The organism is Rudanella lutea DSM 19387 (assembly GCF_000383955.1).
Classification (GTDB): Bacteria; Bacteroidota; Bacteroidia; order Cytophagales; family Spirosomataceae; genus Rudanella; species Rudanella lutea.
The window spans coordinates 6,171,919-6,193,252 of the sequence record NZ_KB913013.1 but is presented as its reverse complement, the minus strand read 5'-3'; the positions used below and the strand labels follow the sequence as shown (position 1 = coordinate 6,193,252).

At 58.6% G+C, this 21,334-nt stretch carries 10 protein-coding genes; 8 read left to right on the top strand and 2 right to left on the bottom strand.

What is annotated here, in order from left to right:
- Positions 1-9 precede the first annotated feature (9 nt).
- The gene (locus tag RUDLU_RS0125275; protein ID WP_083940657.1) at positions 10-4,134 is read right to left on the bottom strand and encodes a hybrid sensor histidine kinase/response regulator transcription factor; all 4,125 of its coding nucleotides are present in this window, start codon (positions 4,132-4,134) and stop codon (positions 10-12) included.
- 258 nt (positions 4,135-4,392) lie between these two features.
- Here RUDLU_RS0125275 and RUDLU_RS0125270 point away from each other — a divergent pair, with 258 nt between their 5' ends.
- From RUDLU_RS0125270 to RUDLU_RS0125235, 8 genes are all read left to right on the top strand, one after another.
- Entirely contained in the window at positions 4,393-6,237 is a 1,845-nt protein-coding gene (locus tag RUDLU_RS0125270) for a glycoside hydrolase family 88/105 protein (RefSeq protein ID WP_019991243.1), read from the top strand.
- A 25-nt stretch (positions 6,238-6,262) separates the two neighbouring features.
- Positions 6,263-9,655 (top strand): SusC/RagA family TonB-linked outer membrane protein, encoded by a 3,393-nt coding sequence (locus RUDLU_RS28280; protein ID WP_169578079.1) that lies wholly within the window; start codon positions 6,263-6,265, stop codon positions 9,653-9,655.
- A gap of 21 nt (positions 9,656-9,676) precedes the next feature.
- Positions 9,677-11,545 carry a RagB/SusD family nutrient uptake outer membrane protein gene (locus tag RUDLU_RS29025; RefSeq protein ID WP_019991241.1) on the top strand — a complete coding sequence of 623 codons (1,869 nt, stop codon included), beginning with the start codon at positions 9,677-9,679 and terminating at the stop codon, positions 11,543-11,545.
- Between the two features lie 145 nt (positions 11,546-11,690).
- Positions 11,691-12,659 carry a DUF5017 domain-containing protein gene (locus RUDLU_RS0125255; protein ID WP_019991240.1) on the top strand — a complete coding sequence of 323 codons (969 nt, stop codon included), beginning with the start codon at positions 11,691-11,693 and terminating at the stop codon, positions 12,657-12,659.
- Positions 12,660-12,697: 38 nt separating this feature from the next.
- Entirely contained in the window at positions 12,698-14,008 is a 1,311-nt protein-coding gene (locus RUDLU_RS28270; RefSeq protein ID WP_019991239.1) for a DUF4861 family protein, read from the top strand.
- Positions 14,009-14,093: 85 nt separating this feature from the next.
- Positions 14,094-15,902 carry a hypothetical protein gene (locus tag RUDLU_RS0125245; protein ID WP_019991238.1) on the top strand — a complete coding sequence of 603 codons (1,809 nt, stop codon included), beginning with the start codon at positions 14,094-14,096 and terminating at the stop codon, positions 15,900-15,902.
- A gap of 11 nt (positions 15,903-15,913) precedes the next feature.
- Positions 15,914-17,146, top strand: coding sequence for an SGNH/GDSL hydrolase family protein (locus tag RUDLU_RS0125240; protein WP_019991237.1), 1,233 nt, complete (start codon positions 15,914-15,916; stop codon positions 17,144-17,146).
- On the top strand, positions 17,143-19,749 hold the full coding sequence (locus RUDLU_RS0125235) for a PQQ-dependent sugar dehydrogenase (protein ID WP_019991236.1): 2,607 nt from the start codon (positions 17,143-17,145) through the stop codon (positions 19,747-19,749). Before RUDLU_RS0125240 ends, RUDLU_RS0125235 begins: the two co-directional genes overlap by 4 nt.
- A 279-nt stretch (positions 19,750-20,028) precedes the next feature.
- Here the strand turns inward: RUDLU_RS0125235 and RUDLU_RS0125230 are convergent, their stop codons facing one another.
- On the bottom strand, positions 20,029-21,324 hold the full coding sequence (locus tag RUDLU_RS0125230) for an MFS transporter (RefSeq protein ID WP_019991235.1): 1,296 nt from the start codon (positions 21,322-21,324) through the stop codon (positions 20,029-20,031).
- Between the last annotated feature and the right edge of the window lie 10 nt (positions 21,325-21,334).

Genomic DNA, 21,334 nt, shown 5'->3' with positions numbered 1-21,334 from the left:
TAGGCAGGGTTAGGGTGACAGCTGCCCGGCAAGTTTATCGCTCAGATATTCGCTGGGAGCTTTGCCAAACTGGTTACGAAACGCCTTGCTGAAGGCCGACGCACTTTTGAAGCCAACTTCAAAGGCTATCTGGGAAATATTCAGCCGACGTTCGAGCAGGAGCTGCTCCGCGTGCTTGAGCCGGAGGTAGTAAATAAATTCGACCGGGGTTTGATCAGTGAGGGCTTTCAGTTTTCGAAATAGGTTGCTCCGGCTCATGTTTACCCCTTCGCCGAGTTGCTCCACGCTAAACTCGTCGTTGCTCAGGTTGGCCGTCACAATGTCCATCACCTTTTGCAGGAAAGCCTCATCGAGCGGGTTCCGGGCGATGTCTTTAGGGAGAACAGCCCCACCCGCCCGAAACTTTTCGAACAGCCGTTGCCGCGACTCCAGCAAACTCTGCACCCGCACCCGCAGCAGTTCGGGATGAAACGGCTTGGGTACGTAGTCGTCGGCCCCGGTACCGATGCCCTCGATCTGATGCGCAATGGCCGAGCGAGCCGTCAGCAAAATAAGCGGAATATGGCAGGTGTTCAGGTCAGTTTTGAGCGTGCGGCAAAGGGTGATCCCGTCCATTTCGGGCATCATTACGTCACTGATAATCAGATCAGGTTCTCCCTTCCCAATCGCCCGCAGAGCCTCAACCCCGTTGGCAGCCCTGACAATTCGGTAACTATGGGCAAAAAGCCCTTCGAGATAGTCAAGGATATCATCATGGTCGTCGGCAATGAGCAACACCGGCCGGTCGTCGCGCAGCGGCAAAACCGGGCGGGTGGGTAAAGCCGGGGTAAGCGGCTCAGGCGCAACCTCCCGCACTACCGGCGGAGCCGCGGTTGTAAGCGGGGCAAGTGGCGCGGGCAAGGTGATTGTAAAACAGGTCCGCCGACCGGGCTCACTCTCTACCCCGATCTGACCTCCATGCAGTTCTACCAGACTTTTGGTGAGCGAAAGCCCTACGCCAACACCATACTTGTTGGTTTCGGACTGAAAAAATCGCTCAAACAGGTGCTGCCGCTCATCGGGCGTGATGCCCTTGCCCGAGTCCTCCACCTCGATCACCACCTGCTGCAGGCCGGGATTAACCGTCAGCTTCAACTGCACGTACCCGCCCGATGGCGTAAACTTGATGGCGTTGTTCAGGAGGTTGTTTAGAATTTTTTCGAGCTTATCGGGATCGCCCGTAAACCGCAGGGAAGGCGTTGAGGCCGTAAATCGGTAATCAAGGCCATTTTTTACCGTCAGTGGTTCGAAACTGTCGAATACTTCGCGGGCGAAAGCCACTAGATCCAGCTCCTCCGGTTTAAGCTTGAGTTTACCCTGTTCGAGTTTCTGAAACGTCATCAGTTCGTCGAGCAGATGGAGCAGTTTCTGGCAGTTGCGCTGAATCAGCTGCACGGTCGCGCGGGTTTTCCGGTCGAGATTCGGGTTAGTCAGTAAATCTTCAACGGGGCTGGTAATGAGCGTGAGGGGGGTTCTGAATTCGTGCGAGATGTCGGTAAAAAACTCCAGCTTGAGTCCGTTGAGCTTCTGCATCTGCTCTTTCTCGCGCTGCTCAAACAGCAACTGTTGCCGCTGACGGGCCACCAGCAGCAGATACCGCCCAACCGCGTACAGCGCCCCCGCCAGCAACAGGACATACAACGTGTAGGCCCACCAGGTTTTCCAGGGGGGCGGCAACATCTCAACCGTCAGCACGGTGGGTGCGCTCACCCAATGCCCCACATTGTTGGCCGCCCGAACCTCAAACCGGTACGTACCGGGGTCGAGGTTGGTGTAGGTAGCCGACCGGTTGCCCGCATCGGTGAGCGTCCAGTTTCGGTCGAAGCCTACAAGCCGATAGCCGTAGCGATTCCGGGCGGGGTTCACAAAATGAAGCGCCGTAAAACCCACCGTAAACACATTGTTGCGGTAATTCAGTTGGAGGGTTGGCAAGTCAGAAAGGGTACGGGGCAGCAGAACATCGTCGTTGAGCGTTTGCCCGATGCTCACTTCGCGGTTAAACAGTTTGAGGTTGTCGATCACCACGCGTGGGGGCGAATCGTCGGTCGGAATCCGGGCGGGGTCGAACAGCACAAACCCATCGGCAGTGCCAAACACCAACCGCCCGTCGGGAAAGCGGTAGTGGCAGTTATGGCTGAAAATAAGGGTGGGCAGGTACACCCGCACCGACGCATTGGCCGGTTCGAAACGCACCAGTCCTTTGAGTGTGCTCATCCACAAATGCCCCTGCCGATCGGGTAAAATACCGTTGACTGAGGGATCGGGCAGGCCGTCTTTTTCGGTGTACTGCGCCACCATTATCGGCCCCGGCGTAGAGGTTCCCCTATTTCGGTGCGCTGGCCCAAGCGTCAGTTTGTTCAGCCCCGACTCGGTACCGACCCAAATCGTGCCTTTGGGTTGTTCGACAATGGCGTAGACCGTGGAGCCCAGCAACCCCTGCCCCGCCGACGTTGCCGACAGGTGGGTAACCTGCCCCGTATTGGGATCCAGATAAAACAGGCCCGCGTTTTCAAAACCGATCCAGATACCGCCCCGGTGATCTTCAAAAATAGCCCGCACCAGTTCGGCATTGGCCGCTCGGATGGGCACGTTGGTACGGCTACCATCGGGCCCGATGCGGAGCAGACCCTGCCGGGTGCCAATCCAGACCCGCCCGCGCGAATCGGTCAGCATGGCAAACACGGTAGTGCCGGGCAGCACGTCGATCACGGCCGAAGGTCGCGCGGCATCGAGCCGAAACACCCCATTGAGCGTGCCCACGTACAGGCGTTGCGCGCTGTCGATGGCCACCGAGCGGTGGTAATTCTGAAAACCGGCATCGGTACCCAGCCGATAATACGCCGACGAGCGGTCGGCGGGTTGGTAAGCATACAGGCCCGATTTACTCGTGCCGAGCCAGATGGTGCCCCGGCGGTCGGCGGTGATACTACGGATCTGATCTTTAGACTGTTGATTGGCAAAGGTGAAATACCGAAAAGGCATCTGACCCAGATCGAGCTTGTTCAGCCCCATCTCGGTGCCGCACCAAAGCACCTGCGTTCGGTCGAGCAGAAGCCGGTATACCCGGTCGTGGCTGAGGCTTTGCTCCACCACGGGGTTGTGTTGTACCAGTTGCAAACGGGCGTCGGGGTGCCCCAGCCGGTCAATATAGGCCACGCCCCGGTTGGTACCCAGCCACACGCCCCCCGCGGGCGTCGGGCAAATATCGTAAATCTCGGTGCGGTCGAGGGAGGCCGTGCTGCCTGCAAACCGGTTCACCGATTCAAAGCCCACGTAGCGGTTCTGTTTGGCATCGAACCGGAGCCGGAGCAAACCCTCAGCTCCCGTGCCTAAGTACAGTTGGCGGTTCAGTTCAATCACCGACCAGAACCGCTCCCCGTAGGGACCGGGTCGGGCTTCGACCGGAAAGTGCTGCCCGGTCTGCGTCCGCACATCGAACCGCACCGGCCCGGCATTGGTCGCCACCCAGAGGTAGGGGCCATCGGAGCGGATAATTCGGGCGATGTACTCGTTGAGCGGGTATTGCCGGTACTGCCGAAACGTCTGCCGGGCCGGGTCGTAGGCGCACAACCCACCCGCTGTGCCAATCCACAACACCCCCTGCCGATCAAAACAAAGCGAGGTAATCAGGTTGTTGACCAATGAATTTGCCTTGCCGGGCTGCTGCCGGAAGCTGGTAAACTGCTCGCGTTGCCGGTCGAAAAAACTCAGTCCTTCTTTGGTGCCAAACCACAGATTCCCGCTGCTGTCTTCGCAGATGGCATTGATCCAGTTACCCACCAGCCCGTTCGGTCCCGGCTGCCGGTAGAATTTCCGAAATGAGTACCCATCGTATCGGGCGAGCCCGTTCATTGTACCCACCCAGAGGTAACCCTGCCGATCCTGATGGAACGCCCGGATGCGGTCGTCGGGCAGACCCTGTCGGCTACGGAAATGCTCAAATAACAAGTCGGAGATAATGACCGGCCGGTTTTCGGTTTGCAGGACTGGCCCGGCATGGGACAGATATGCGCCCACAAGACCGGCGAGGAGGCAAGCCCATCGGGCCAGAAACGATAAGCAAGGTATAGTTCGGTTGGGATAGAAGTCCATCATGGAAATAGGAGACAGTCACGGTCTTGTCTGCATTGTAACCCCCGTTTGTCGTTCAATTTGACAGGGGCTTTTCCGATTTCTCAAACATTGCAACACTCGAAACAGCATTTGCAACATTCAGACAAGCCCCGCGAGCCGCCAGAAATAAACTTTGTGCAAAATAATACCGCCAAGGTTCTATTTCACCCATACCCCATTGTTTTAGGCTGTTTCTCCTCCTGTCTGCCCCAGACAGGCTCGACTTTCCAGATCATACGCATGAAAACGATTTCTTTGTTTCTCGTTGCCCTGCTCGGCTGGGGCGGCCACGTAGCGGCTCAGCCGGGCGCGACCGAAACCCCGCTGGCGGTGGTGAAGCGCATCGGCGACAAACTCATCCGCGACACCCCCTTCCGGTATCAGCTGGTGCCCCGGCCCGTGGGTCAGACTTTCAACGGCCTGCACGTAGTCGACTTCGGGCGTAGCCTGACTCTCGGTAAACCCGCCGTTGCCTACGCCTACACCCACCTCACCAGCCCTCAGGCTCAGACCCTGACCATGCAGGTAGAGCATAACGATGGCTGCAAGATCTGGCTCAACGGTCAGGTAGTTTACGAAAAAGAAGGCGACCACAGCATCAAACTGGAGCACGAAGAGCGGAGCATTGAACTCCCCAATCAGTTGCAGCTGACGCTGAAAGAAGGCGCCAACCAACTGCTCATTAAATCGGAAACGCGCGGCAACGAATGGCGGGTGTACCTGCAACCGCCGAGCCAGAAAGGGGCGATTCTGGCCCAGAAAATAACCTACCCGGCCATTGGGCTGGCCAACGTGCCCGACGTAGACCCCCGTGTGGCCAAAATGACCAATTGGCTTATCATGGGGCCGTTTGCCAACCCGACCACGGCCAACGCCCGCACGGGCCTGCGCACGGCGTACGGGCCCGAAAAAGAGATTCGGTTTGGGCGAATGTATGTTGGTCTCGACAGCCCCGTAACCTGGACTATTCCGAAAGTTGATGTGTTGGGCGACCTGATCGACTCGAAGGAATGGGGCACCAACTACCACTGGAACTACCATAACGGGGGTGTTGCCTGGGCCATGCAGCACTTAGCCGAACTATCGGGCCAGAAACAATACGACGAATACGCCAGCCGGTTTTGCGATTTCCAGCTCGAAAGTATCCCGTTTGTGAGTCATCAGGTAGGCGCTCTCAACGCCGTAACTTCGGCCAACTACCATCTGGTAAACACGCCCCTGCTCGATTTCACGCTCGCGCCCTCTATCCCGTTTGTGTACCGGCTACGGCAACAACCAACTTTTGCCCGACGCTCGGAGTACGTACAGTTTATCGACAAAATGCTCCACTACGCTCAGAACGAACAGCTTCGGTTGCCGGGCTCGGGCATTTACACCCGCACTACACCGGAGAAATACACCACCTGGGTCGACGATATGTTTATGGGCATCCCGTTTCTGGTGCAGGCCTCACGCTACGTGACCGACCCGGCGCAGAAAAAAGCCTTTCTGGACGATGCCGCGAGTCAGGTGATGGGCTTCAACGAACAGGTGTGGGACGCCGACGCCAACCTCTACATGCACGCCCGCTACTCAAACCGTCCGGCCAAACTCCCGCACTGGTCGCGGGCCAACGGCTGGGCCGTGTGGGCCATGAGTGAGGTACTCATGAACCTCCCCGCCGACCACCCCCGGTACAAACCCATACTGAATCATTTCCGCAAACACATGGAATCGCTGGCTCGCCTGCAGGACAAGAGCGGATTCTGGCTCAACGTGCTCGACCGGCCCGACTCACCCAGGGAGGTGTCTGGAACGGCCATTTTCGCGATGGGCATGGCACGCGGGATTCAGCACGGCTGGCTCGACGCCAAACGATTTAAACCGGCGGTCATGAACGCCTGGGATGCCCTCAAAACCCAGATCGACCCCGACGGCACGGTGCACAACATCTGTATGGGTACCATGTGCTCCGAAGATGTGAACTACTACCTCACGCGCCCCTTCTACGACAACGACACCCACGGCCTGTTTGCGGTGTTGTTTGCCGGTATCGAAATCGAAAAAATGCTCAATAACCAACCCCCGACCCAATCGGGCCGCTGATTCAACCCGCTTCACTCGTATGTTTATGACACCAACTTTACGCCCCCGAACTACTGGCCGGGCCGCTCAACGCACAGGCCCGCACCCATTGCTGCCGGGCCGATCGGTACTGATGGCTCTGCTACTGACCCTGCTGACCTTGCCATTTGCCACGGCCCAACAAACCCGGATTACCGTAACCGGCACGGTAGCCGACGCCAAAGGGGGTACCCTGCCGGGCGTGAACATTCTGGTGCAGGGCACCAACACCGGCACCACCACCGATGCCGACGGCCGGTTTTCGATCCAGGTGCCCTCTGAGCGCAGCATCTTCCTGTTCAGCTCGATTGGATTTCTGAAAAAGGCCGTGACCGTGGGCAACCAGAAAAAACTGACCGTTACCCTTGCCGAAGACAACAACAGCCTGGAAGAGGTGGTCGTGGTGGGGTACGGCGAAGTGCGGAAAAAAGACGTGACTGGCTCTGTGGGCAAGGCCAACGTGGAAGAGATGCAACGGGCTTCGGTTCCCTCGTACGATCAGGCACTGGCGGGTCGCATTGCCGGGGTCGTGGTTACTTCCGGCGACGGTCAGCCCGGCTCGGCCGCCAACATTGTGGTGCGGGGCAGCTCGGTCAGTCAGGACTCGTCGCCCCTGTTTGTGATCGACGGGTTTCCGATCGAGAACATGGACATCAACGCCATCAATCCCAACGACATTGAATCGCTCGAAGTGCTGAAAGATGCGTCGTCTATTGCCATTTACGGTGCCCGCGGGGCAAACGGCGTTATTCTGATCACCACGAAGCGGGGCAAACCCGGCCCGGTGCGGGTTACCTACAACGTGTCGGGCGGGGTTCAGCGCGACGTGCGCCGGGTTAAAATGATGAGCCCGTACGAGTTTGTACGGCTACAGCTCGAACTCGACAGCATCACGAGCACCCCGGCCGCGCCCTTCAACCGGTTCCGGGCCATTTACCTCGGCCAAAACGACCCCAACAACACCCTCGAATCGTACCGCAATGTGGCCGGCACCGACTGGCAGGATCAGGTGCTGCGGCAGGGGTCGCAGATGACCCACTCGCTCAACATCAGCGGGGGCAACGCCGACACCCGGTTTGCCGTGTCGGGTTCGCTTTTCGACCAGAAAGGGATTGTGATCAACACGGGTCTACGCCGGTACGACGGCCGTTTCAGCCTCGATCAGCACATCCGGAGCCGCCTGAAAGTCGGGCTCGCGGGTAGTTACGCCAACACCTCAACCTACGGCACGGTACCCTCAGGGGCCAACGGGGGCGGGGTGGTGCAGGGCATGTGGCAGTACCGCCCGGTATCGGGGCTGGGCAATCAGGACCTGGCTGCGGCTCTGATCGACAGCATCGCCTTTCAGGACTTTTCGAGCGGCAACAGCACGGCCTCGCTCGGCGACAACCTGATTAACCCGTTGGTACAGGCACAAAACGAGTACCGGAAAAACATTAACAACACGGCTACCATCAACGCGTATCTGGAGTACTCGTTTCTGGATCATTTCAAACTGCGTATTTCGGGCGGCCTGAACACCACCACCCTGCGGCAGGAGACGTTTTACAACTCACAAACCATTCAGGGTAACCTATTCCGCAATGCGGCCGGGGCCATTGCCAATCCCAACGGCATCAACGGCGGGTACACCAACGTGATCAACGGCAACTGGCTCAACGAGAACATCCTGAGCTACCGAAACCGGTTCGGCAAAGACCACAGCCTCGACGCCCTCGTGGGGTTCACGTACCAGTACGCCCGCACGGCCTCGCACGGGTTCCGGGTCATCAACATCCCGCCCGCCACCGAGTACCTCGGCATTATCAGCCTCAACACGGGTACGGCTACAGGACCGGCTACGTCGGGCTCGCACTGGCAGATGTTCTCGTTTCTGGCTCGCGCCAACTACACCTTCCGCGACCGCTACCTGTTTACGTTCTCGGCCCGGTCGGATGGGTCGTCGAAGTTCACGCCCGGTAAGCAGTGGGGCTATTTCCCGTCGGGGGCGTTTGCGTGGCGGTTTGGGGCAGAACCCTTCATGAAGAAATTCAGCTATATTCTGAGCGACGGCAAGTTGCGGCTCAGCTACGGGGCTGTGGGCAACAACAAAGTGGGCGATTTTAGTTACCTCTCGCAGTACGGAGCCCTGAACACGGGCCACGGCTACCCGTTTAACAATAATTACAGCCTTGGCGTAGTGCCCTTTTTCTACGGCAACGACAACCTGACCTGGGAAACCACCAATGAGTTTGACCTCGGTTTGAACCTGTCGTTCCTGAACAACCGCATCGAACTTGAAGCCGACTACTACAACCGCCGGACCCGCAACTTTTTGCTGGGTGTACCACTTCCGTTTCTGGCAGGTTACAGCAATGGAACGAACTCACAGTTTCAGAACACGGGGAACCTCCGCAACTCGGGCTTCGAGTTTACGTTGCAAACCACCAACGTGCAGCGCAAAAACTTTAGCTGGACGAGCAATTTCAACATCAGCTTCAACCGGAGCAAGATCCTGAACTTTTACGACGGCCTCGACGCCCGACTCACGGCCTGGGGGTTGCCCGGTGGCGCGTCGGCATGGATAGCCCGCGCCGGAGCCCCCATTTCGCAGTTCTACGGCTACAAGTGGGGCGGGGTGTATCAGTTTGACGATTTCGACCGGCTGGCCAACGGGGCTTACGTGTTGCGCAACGGCGTACCCACCTACTCGGCCAACGTGCAGCCCGGCGACCCAAAGTACGTAGACATCAACGGCGATGGCGTAGTGGATGCCAACGATCAGACTACCCTCGGCACTCCGCTACCCATCCACACCGGTGGTTTGTCGAACAACTTTACCTACAAAGGGCTCACCCTGAGCGTATTTACCCAGTGGAGCTACGGCAACAAGGTGCTCAATGCCAACCGAATCGCGTTTGAATCGACGGGCGGGTATTTCCTCAACGGTAATCAGTTTGCCACCTACGCCGACCGCTGGACCCCCTCGAACCCAACGAACGATATTCCACGGGCGCGCTACAACCTCAAGGGCGACGCCGGATCGCCCAACCCCCGGCCTTCATCGCGGGTGATCGAAGACGCATCGTTTTTGCGTATTAAAACCGTGCAGCTGAGCTACGGCCTGCCCGCTGTTTGGGCCAAAAAAATCAGCGCCAACAGCATCCGGGTGTTTGGGTCGGCGCAGAACCTGTTCACGTTTACCCGCTACTCGGGCATTGACCCCGAAGTATCGACGTACCGTTCACCGAACCCGGCCAACAGCCCGATTGGGGGTACGGGTGTCAACGCTACGGCAACCGGCACGGGCTACACGTTTATTCAACCCAGCTCAGGCTATTCGGTGCTGGCGGGTGGCTACGATTTCACGCCCTACCCCCGCGCCATCACAATCACAGCCGGTGCTACCGTCACGTTCTAACCGTCCATTCAGCGCAATTCCATGAAAAAATCATACATCACCCTTTTGTTAGGTTCGGTGCTGGCGCTGACCACCTCGTGTCAGGAAGACGTCAGTCTGGAACCCATCTTCTTTCGGCCCACCACCTTTACCTCCGAAGCCCAGCTTTCGGGGCAACTGGCGGGCGTGTACAACGTGCTTTCGCAGGATCAGCTTTATGGGCAGGGCCTTTGGGGGTATCTGGTGGCCGGAGCCGACGAGAGTTTTCGGAACGGGGTCACCAACGGCACCATCCTGACCGAGCTGTACAACATTGGCAGCAACGAGGCCAACATTGCCAATTTCTGGCGTAACCTGTACATCGGGGCCGAACGGGCCAGCGTACTGCTCGACGTGGTGGATATTCCAAAAATGGACGAAACGGCCCGGAACAACATCAAGGGGCAGGCTATGTTTCTGCGGGCGTTTTACTACTACCTGCTGGTGACTCACTTCGGCGATGTGCCGCTGAAAACCCAGCTGACCACGGACATGGGCACCAATTTCAACCTGCCCCGAACCCCGGCTAAAGACGTGTATCAGTTTATCATCGACGAGATGACGAAGGCCGAGCCACTGGTGCAGACCATTCAGCAGACCGGCACGCCTACCATCGTGACCCGGTCGGCGGTGCAGGCCATGCTGGTGCGGGTATGCATGAGCATGGCGGGCAACCCCGTCAACGATGGGGCCAAGTACCGCCTGGCTCTGGAGTGGGCGCAGAAACTGATTGCCAGCAACGCGCACAGCCTCAACGCAACACCGCTGCCGCAGGCCCCCAACACCCCGGCTTATGCCCGGCTGTTTATCAACAACATGCAGAACAACGCTAACGACCCCAACATAACAGAGGGAATCTGGGACGCGGCTTTTCTGTCGAAATCGAACCAGACGGGGGCCTTTGCCGCTACGGGCTTCCCCGTGACGCAGCAGCTGGGTGCGCTCATGGGCGTAACCAGCCCCAACGCCAGCGCCAACGCGCCCGTGGGCTTTTCGTCGGGTACGTACCGGGCGCACAACCGCCTGTTCCGGCTCTTCGCCCCCGGCGACCAACGGCGCGACTGGGCCATTGCCCCGTTTATTTACCGCGACAACACCACCAACCGGTTCGATATTCTGCGGGTGAACCTGACGGGCGGGGGTGGCACCGGCGCTACCGCGCTGGCGCTCACCTCGCCCACGGGGGCCATCAGCTCCATCGTGGTCGAAAATCCGGGGCAGGGCTATACATCGGCCCCCACGGTGAGTTTTTCGGCCACGGCCGGGACGGGTGCAGCCGCTACGGCCGTAGTAGAGGGTGGCCGGGTTACGGCTGTCAACGTAACGGCTGCTGGCAGTGCCTACCCTACCGCGTACGACCGGCCCGTGGGCAAATGGCGTCGGGAATACGAGTTAAACGTGCCGCAGGTCCGCTTACAGAACAACACCTCGTGCAACTTCCCAATCATCCGCTACGCCGACGTACTCCTGATGGCCGCTGAAGCCGATTTGCGCATTAATGGATCACCAAGTGCACAAGCCGTGGAGTACTACAATCAGGTGCGTCGGCGGGCTTTCGGACAAAACCCGCGTACCCCGTCTCCCACGGTCGATGTGGCCACGTTTTCAGTGCAGGACATCATGGACGAGCGGTCGCGGGAGTTGTGTTTTGAGGGTGTCCGCCGGGCCGACCTCCTGCGCTGGGGCATGTTGCAACAGGCCATGCAACGGATTCAGGCCGACGTAGCCGCCAACGCACCCTCAACGCTCCAGACGGCCGCTACGGTAGCCGCCAACAACCTGGTGCAGAATTTCCCACGCCACGCCCTGCTGCCGATTCCGGCCACCGAAATCGACCGGGCCCCGGCCATTACACAAAACCCCGGCTGGTAAAGGGGTTTCTGGTTTATCGTTTTTGGTTTTTGGTTCAGGCGAGTGCAGAACATAGCCTTTCATGGAACAGAAAGTTTATGTCCTCTAAACCGAACTGGGAAACACCAAAAACGATAAACCAAAAACCAAAAACTAAACATCCATCATGAAAGCAATTCGATATTCAATAGGCTTCGTGGCCCTGATGGCCAGTTGCCAACTCGTACAGGTTGAGGCTCCGGATGCCTTCTCCGTCTCGACCGAAAAAACAACGTTCCGCGTGGGCGAGCCCGTCCGGTTTAGCTTTACGGGTGGCAACATCGATCAGGTCGTTTTCTTTTCCGGCGAAATTGGCCGTCGGTACGAACAGCGCACCCGTACGAGCGGCACAGGCGAAAACCGGCTTGTGTTTCAAAGCTCCATGCAGCAGGGCGTGTTGCCCGGTCAGGATTCGCTGCGGTTGCTCGTTTCGACTAATCTGGCTGGGTATGATGCCGCAAGTGTAACGGCCGCCCGCTGGACCGACATCACGAGCCGCAACACCCGCTGGCCCACCACGCTGGCCACCACCTTTACCACCTCCGACTCGTTGAATCTGAACGACTTTGCCACGGCCGAAAAGGTGAACATTGCCTTCCGGTTTATTGGCAAACGGAATGCCGCAGCGGCTCAGCGTCGGTGGCAAATTCAGAACGCGGTGCTGATTAACCGGCTACCCGATGGCACGGTCACGAACCTCTTCAACACCTTTGCCAACACAGGTTGGGTGCAGGTGAGCCAGAAAAACAACGCCGTGGCCTGGAACGTCGGAACGGCCGGCATCTCGGCAGCCAACAGCCTGTCGAATACCAGCGGCATCCTGATCCGGACGGCTTATCCCATCTCGCTCGACCCCGGCACCGCTACCGGCGTTGAGGATAACGACGACTGGCTCATCACGTCGGCGGTGAATCTGAAAACGGTGCGCCCCGACGTGGGCCTGACGGTGAAAAACACGGGGGCCAACATGCCGCCTGCTTACCTGTACACCTTCACCCGGCCGGGCACCTACACGGTTACGTTCATCGGTATGAACCGCGACGTTGAAACCGCCAAAGAGGTAGTACGCCAATTGCAACTGACGATTACCCCGTAGAGACCGGTCCGCCGGAGCGGCAACATCCCATTACACGCATGTATCTTTCTCTCCTACTTTTCGCTCTGCTTCTCACCGGCGGGGTGGTTTCTGAACCAACTCCGCCGGGCAAAAAACTCGGTACGCTTCATGTCAGCAACGCGTCGGGGGTAGCGTTGACCCAGAAACCGGTGCGGGTGGGTCGCAAGGCACTTGGAATGAGTCCAAACGTCCGGCTGTATCCGGTGCTGATTGACGAAGCCGGGAAGACAATGCCAGCTCAGTTGGAGGATACCGATGCCGACGGCCAATGGGATGAACTGTTCTGGGTGATGGACGTACCGGCCAAAGCAAGCCGTTCGCTGGTGGTACATACCGTTGATACGTTACCTGTTTATCCGAACAGGGTACGGGTGCGGTTTGGCAAGCGTAGCAGTGCCTACACCCCTGTGCGACCGTTGACCGAAGATACCTTTTATGCCCATGAATTGCCCATTCGGCAGGGCTACCAACCGTACCAAACCGATGGTCCGACCTGGGAAAACGATAAGGTGGGGTTCCGGCACTATTTCGATGGGCGCAACGCCAAAGATTTGTTTGGCAAACGAACCCCGGCCCTATCGCCCGATAGCGTAGGGCTGACCCCCACCGGCGCCGTAATCGACAATTACCACGTGCTGCGCGATTGGGGCCGCGATGTACTGCCGGTTGGCAACGCCGAAGGGCTTTCGCTTGGCCTTGGGGGCGTAGGTTTGCAGATTGGCAACGGGCTGTACCGCATGGGCGTAATGGCCACCGATTCGGTGCATACCGTTGAAAGCAGTCGGCTTCGGGTGCTGGCGTCGGGACCAGTCAGGGCCGCGCTTGAACTCGACCATCGCCACTGTAAACCCCGCCCCGACCGCGACTACCGGCTGGTGGAGCAACCGACTATCTGGCCGGGTATGTACGCCTACCAAAACACGGTACAGCTACATAACCTGCAAGGCGACGAAACCCTACTGATTGGGCTACCCCGCGTGGCGACTCAGAAGCCCGTTGAGGTACTCAAAGCCGACGGTTGGGTGGCCCTGTTCACGCACGACAAACAATCGTACAACCGCGAATACTGGCTCGGGCTGGCGATTGTGGTTCCTGAGGCCCTGTTTGACGGTGTGGGCGAGGCCCCAACCAAAGGCCCCGTTGCCCTGAGTTACTACGCCAAAATGAACGGGCAGACCGGAAAGCCCCTCACCTACTACGCCCTGGGCGGCTGGGAATTGTCGGATCCCGGTTTCCGCGACCCGGCCTACTTTCGCGACTACCTGCGTCAATTTATTCAACAGCTTTCGCAACCGGTTGCTGTTAAAATGACTTCGATCACGAAATAAAAAACAGCTGCTTCAGTACTGTGTATTAGGTAAACAGCCGCAACGAATCACTTATCCAACCAGGCAGCCGAATTGCAATAAACGCATGAAACTCTTTTTCAATCGGGCTATATCCGGTCTACTACACCTTTTCTTACTCTCCTGTATCTGCACAGAGGTATCAGCGCAATCCACCCACGCCATTCAGCTGAACCCGATCCGGCTGAGTGCGCCCCAACAGCAAACTCTGCTCAAACTGCTCGACGGGATTCATAAACGATACGACGACAAGGCCCGGATGCTTTCGACAACCGTGGACGGCTACCAGTACCACCGCGACGCGACCTCCGGCACGCTGCACGAGATTCGGGGGTCGATGGTGTATGCGCTGGCCCTGCTCAACACAGGCGACGCCCAATTTCGCGACCGGGCGCACGGTATCATTGCCCAATGCGTGGGCTTGCAGGATACCCTGACCGGCTCACCGACGCGGGGCATCTGGGGGTATTATCTCGAAGAGCCTTTGCAAACCAAGAAATCGCCCCCGGATTTTAACATGGCCGATTTCAATGCCGTGACCCTGCTCGACGTCTGGATGAGCCACGGCCCAGCCCTCCCCCCTGCCCTGCAACAGGCCGTGCGCCGGTCGCTGGTGCTGGCGGCCGGAGCCATTCAGAAACGGAACATGGGGCCGCATTACACCAACATTGCCGTGATGGGGAGCTACGTGACCTACCTGGTTGGGCACCTGTTCGACCTGCCTACGCTGCAAACCTACGGGCGCGATAAGATCGAAACCCTGTACCAATACACCCTGCAAAAAGGGGGCTTCACGGAATACAACAGCCCCACCTATACGATTACGGCCCTCGAAGACCTGAACCGGATGCAACTGCACATTGTAGAGCCGGGCGCCCGCCAACGGATCGACTCACTGTACACGCTGGCCTGGTCGATGCTTGCCCGCCATTACCATGCCCCATCGGGCCAATGGAGCGGGCCACACAGCCGGGCGTACCGGTCGCTGGTATTGCCGGGTTTTTATAATCTGTTGCACGAGGCTTCGGAGGGCAAACTGTTTACTGAAAACCCCAAAGCCCTCGATTGGGGCAATTACGGCCGGTTGCGGCATCGGCTCCCCCCTCATCTGCTCGCGTATTTCACCAAACCCACCTACCCGCGCACCGAACGCGACGTGTTTGAGCCCGACGCGCCCCCGATTGTGGGAACGAGTTACCTCACCGACCGGTTTGCCCTATCCACAAGCAACCGCTCGTCGATGTGGAATCAGCGTCGGCCGCTGTTGGCCTATTGGGGAACGCCCGACAAGCCCCGGTATCTGCAACTGCGGTTTCTGCACGACGAGTATGATTTCAGCTCGGCCAGTTTTTACAGTGAACAGCGCGACGACAAGGTGCTGGCCGCCATCAACCTGAGCAAAGGAGCCGGCGACAAACACATTCATATCGATTTATTGAAAGACGGCACCTTTGAAGCCCGCGATCTGCGGTTACGGTTCGAACTGGGTAATGTTCAATTACCCGACTCGCTGCGTCTACCCAATGGCCCAAACCAACCCATTCGATTGACGCTTGAAGGGTTACCGCTAAATCTGAATCTGTTTGAGGCTACTCTGGATACGCGACCGGGCCGTTGGGAAAAAGGCGGTAACGGTACCACCGCCTGGCTCGATTACGTTATCTACAGCGGCCCAGCGACCCGTTTCGACCTGAATAATCTGCAAAAAGCCATTTGGGGACTGACCCTTTCCGTCGGGACACCCACGCCCGACCACAAAGCCATGCAACCGCAAATTCAGCCTGATGCAGCCGTTTTGAAAGCCAGCTGGCAGGGCATGAGCCTTTCCGTTCCCAAACAAATACTACCCCAGCCCAAGCACGTAGGCTGGTATTAATACACCCTTTTATGCTCCGACTCGCTTTTCTTTTCCTCCTATTCTCCATTCCGGCCACGGCTCAGGATAGTGTTCGTTCGGCCACCGAGGCCAATTATCGGGGGGGCCTACCCTACTTTTTCGCCAAAATCCAGAGCGGTCAACCAGTTCGGGTGGCGTATCTCGGCGGTAGCATCACCCGCGCCGATGGCGGCTGGCGCGACCAAACGTTTCGGTGGCTGGGGCAGCAGTACCCAACGGCCCGTTTCGAGCCAATTATGGCAGCCATTGGTGGTACCGGCTCCGATTTTGGAGCCTACCGAGTGGGGTCGCATGTGCTGGCGTACAAGCCCGATTTGGTGTTTGTGGAGTTTGCGGTGAACGATCAGGGCCGACCATCGACGACCGTAAAAGCATCCATGGAAGGCATTGTCCGGCAGATTCGGAGGGCGAATCCCGAAACCGACATATGTTTTGTGTACACGTTCTCCAAACCACAGCTGGACCACTACGGACGGGGGCAGTTTCCGGTATCGGCCTCGGCTATGGAAGCCGTTGCCGACTATTACAACCTGCCTTCGGTAGCCATGTGCCTGCCTGTCGTGCGGCATGTGCTCAACGGCCAGATGATTATGCAGGGCAAGCCGAAAGACTACCCCGACAAACCCGTTTTTTCGGAAGATGGCGTGCATCCGCTGAACGAAACCGGGCAGCGGGTTTATGCCGAGACAGTCCAGAAACACCTGCTCAGTCTGGCTTCGGTGGGTAAACCGGGCCGTCGGCGGCTACCCAAACCGCTCGTGGCTGACAATCTGGAGAAGGCTACACTTATACTGGCCGATGCCGTGGACCGAAAAGGGAACTGGCAGGCCGTGGACTCGGTAACGACGGGCAAGGCGTACGCGCAGTTTCTGCCCCGGGTGTATGCCACGACCGATACGGCCGCATCCATTCGGTTTCAGGCGAGCGGCACGAGCTTCGGCATTGTGGATGTGGTGGGGCCGGGCGCTGGGCAAATCATGGTAAAAATTGATAATGATCCGCCCCGGTATCTGGATCGGTTCGATGCCTATTGCACCTATTACCGGATGTTTTACAGCCTCATTTCAGGATTGAAACCGGGCCTGCATCAGGTCGAGATTCGTCTGTCACCGGCTCGGCTGGATAAAGTGGCCATCCTGAAAAAAAGAAACCAAACAATGAGCAACCCGAAAGTATATGAGCCCCACGCGTTTTATTTAGGGGGTATACTGGTTCAACAATGAGAACGTTTTTCCTGCTCTTGAGTTTGTTTGCCGCGCAGGCTTTTACCCTGCCCGTAGATACGCCCCGACCCGACGATTCCCGCTTTACCAAGGTCGTTCTCGACAACGACCTCAACGAGCCCATGGAACTCGCCATCGACAACCAGGGCATCCTGTACTACATCGAACGAATTGGCACCCTCAACCAATTGGACCCCCGCACCGGCCAGAAAAAACAGATTGCCAAACTGGCCGTTCGGGCTACCGGAGAGGATGGCCTGCTCGGGCTCGCCCTCGACCCCGGCTTTGCCACCAATCGATGGCTTTACCTGTACTACGGTGACCCCACGCCCCGCAACGGTGAATACGCCAACGTACTCGCCCGCTTCGAGCTGACCCCCACCGGCCTCGCCAACCGCATTGAGATGCTTCGCGTGCCCCTGCTGCACGAGGGCGTGAGTCACTCGGCCGGCTCGCTCGCGTTCGATAGAGACGGCAATCTTTTTCTTTCCACCGGCGACAATACCAACCCGTTTGAGTCCGACGGGTTTGGACCCTTCGACGACCGGCCCGGTCGGCTGCGCTTCGACGCCCTCAAATCGTCGGGCAATACCAACGACCTTCGCGGCAAGATTCTCCGCATCCGACCTCAGCCCGATGGTTCGTACACCATTCCGACCGGCAACCTGTTTGCGCCGGGCACCCCACAGACCCGCCCCGAAATCTACGTCATGGGCTGCCGTAACCCCTTCCGCATCTCGGTGGATGCCCACACGGGTTTCCTGTACTGGGGCGAAGTAGGCCCCGACGCGGGTAACGACAGCCTCCGGCGCGGCCCACGGGGTCACGATGAGATCAACCAGGCCCGGAAGCCCGGCAACTTCGGCTGGCCCCTGTTTGTAGGCAACAACAAGCCTTATCACGAGTACAACTTTGAGACCAAACAAGCGGGTGCCCCCTTCGACCCGGCCCGGCCCGTAAACCGTTCCCGTAACAACACCGGCCTCACCGAGCTGCCCCCCGCCCAATCGGCCTTTATCTGGTACCCGTATGCCGAGTCGGCCGAATTTCCGGCCTTGGGCACGGGTGGGCGCAACGCCATGGCCGGCCCTGTTTTCCATGCACAGGACTATCCGGCCTCAGCCCGGCGGTTTCCGGCTTACTTCGACGGTAAACTGTTTTTCTACGACTGGATGCGCGGCTGGATTTTTACGGCTGCCCTCCACCCCAACGGCGACCTGAACCGTATCGAGCGTTTTTTGCCTCAGATGCCCTTCAACCACCCGGTCGACATGGCTTTTAGCCCAACTGGTGAGCTTTACGTGCTTGAATACGGCAGCTACTGGCGGGCTAAAAATACCGACGCGGCTCTGGTACGCATCGAGTTCAATGAGGGGAATCGCACGCCCATTGCTCGCATTGGGGCCGACAAAACCGTAGGCGCTGCCCCCCTGCGTGTCCAGTTCTCGGCCCGCGAATCCTTCGATCACGATTCCGGCGACTCCCTTCGCTACGAATGGTTCTTCGGAGGTAAAACCGTGCAGAGCCGCCAGCCCAACCCGGCGTTTACATTCACTAAACCAGGCACCTACCTCTGCCGGGTGCGTGTCACCGACCGGCAGGGCTTACAGGCTGAGGCCCAACTGCCCGTGCGGGTAGGCAACGAACCGCCCGTTGTGCAGGTGCAGTGGAAAGGCAACCGCTCATTTTTTGCCCCGAACTCTCAGGTCGACTACGCTGTGAATATTGTAGACCGGGAAGACCGACCCACCGACCCCAAACGGGCAACGGTGGCGCTCTACCACCTGCCTGAAGGCGAAGATGTGGCCGGACTGATGGCTACCGGCCAACGCACCCCCAAAGGCAAAACCCTGATCGAGCAGAGCGATTGCCGGTCCTGTCACGCGCTCAATCAACAGTCGGTGGGCCCCAGCTGGCAGGCGATTGCCCGGCGCTACGAAGCCAACCCGACCGACACGAAGCTGGTAGCGTCGCTTTCAAACAAGATCATACAAGGGGGAGGGGGTGTCTGGACTAAAGACCACATGATGTCGGCGCACCCTCAGTTGCTGGGCGAGGATGCCGCCGAGATGGTTCGCTACATTCTATCCTTGAACGAGCCCAGCCCCAATTTACCGGCCAAAGGGCGCGTGAGCCTGACGCAGCCCGGCGGTAACTACGTGGTGCTGGCCCGATATGTGGACCGGGGTGGCCTGACCGGGCAGGATCTGCTGCGGCTCTACCCAACCCGTTTCAACGCGGCCGATGCCCAGCGGCTCGACCGGGTAGCCCGACGCAATGGCAACGGAGCCCCCTCGTCGATGAATTACAACGAGAAGGGGTCGTGGATCGCGTTCGACAAGATCGACCTGACGGGGCTCAAGTCGCTCAAGGCGGGCCTGAGTTCACCGGGGCTCACGGGGACCCTCGAAGTCCGTGCCGACCGGCCCGATGGTCCCTTGCTGGGGCAGCTGGCGGTGGTGCCGGGCAACAATCAACAGATCAGCACGGAGCTGACACCGATGTCGGGGCCACACGATCTGTATCTGGTGTACCGGGAGACAGCAGGCGGCATTAACATCTGGAAGCGCCTGGAGCTGCGCTGGCTGGAGGTGGGACTGTGAGGATGGAGGGGGTGAATACCTCCCCCTCTGCGAATCATACGTGTGAATTAGAACTTTGACTTCTAATTTAACGTGAATTATGGATAACGCAGGTTGTAACTTCTTGATTTAAAATTAGTTGATGACGCAAAGACCTTCGACAGGCTCAGGCTGACGGGCAACTCACAAATTTGAGGTCAGCCCGGGCCGCGTCCGGCTGAGCCTGTCTAAGGCCTTTGCGTCAGCCATTATCAATAACTCACGTTAATTCACAAGAAACCTCCCGGATCCACCTCCCTCCTACTCCACCGGTGCAGCATCTGAAACCGTCCCCTCCACCAATTCGGCTTGCGCTGGCCTTAAAAGGGTGATCTGGGCCAGCATGGCCACCAGAACCACCGCCGAGAGGGCCGCAAAGTCGCGGCCGAGGTGGCCCCCGTCGGTGGCACTACCAAGCCAGTTGGTTACGGCGGCACCGGCAAACACCCCCGTCATGTTCATGATGCCGTAGGCAGTGGCCCGGCGCTGAACCGGTACAAACTGGCACAGAATGGGCATATTGTTCGCGTCGAACAGGCCGAAACCGATGCCGAAACAAACTGCTGCGGCCAGCATATGCACGAGCGAGCTACCAAAGCCCAGCAACAGCAAGGCCGGAATGGTGAGCGACAAGCCCGTGGCGCTGACCCAGATACGGCCCCGCACGTGAGATTGCACCAGCCGGTCGGAGAGGGTGCCGCCGAGCAGAACCCCCACCAGCGACGAAGCCGCAATGGTAATGGTAGCCAGTGGCCCAGCCTGTGCCATGTCGATGTTCAGATTGGTAGCCAGCAGGGTCGGGAGCCAGTTTTTGGTAGCCCACCCCGGCAGACTCGGAATAGCGTACACGAGCAACAGCACCCAGAAAGCCCGGTTCGTGAAGAGTAGCCTCAGACTCTCCCCAACCGTCTGCGGTTTTTTTGGGGCAAGTACTTGTTGAGGTTCGGCCGGTTGACGGGCTTCTTTCAGAAAAAAAGCCAATACCCCAGCATACACGATACCCACGCCCCCGAAAGCCGCAAACGTAGTTGGCCACGAGTACGAACTTGCGAGCGTAGCCCCAAACCCACCAAGGGCCTGCCCCATGTAGAGGCCGGTCATGTGGATGCCCACCGCCAGCGATCGGGTGCGCGACGTATGAAAGTCAGCAATGAGCGAAAGGCCGGCTGGGATGTACAGGGCTTCGCTCACGCCCATCACCGCCCGTAGCACATACAACTGCCCGAACGTAGTAGCATTACCCATGAGCAAAGTCACACCCGACCAAACCGCCAAACTACCCACAATGAGCCACTTCCGGCTCAGTCGGTCGGCAACCAGCCCCGCTACCGGGCTCATCAGGCCGTAAATCCAGAGAAATATCGCCATCAGCCGGCCAAAGTTGGTGGCCGATTCCAGCTCAGCAATATCCCGCAACATCGCCGGGCGCATGGTGGCCAGCATCTGCCGGTCCAAATAGTTGAGCAGGGCCACCACCCAGAGCAACCCCACCACAACCCAGGGGTAATAACCGGCTTTGGGCTGAGTAGCGGTTTCGGGCGTATCAAGTGACTTCATAAATAGGCGG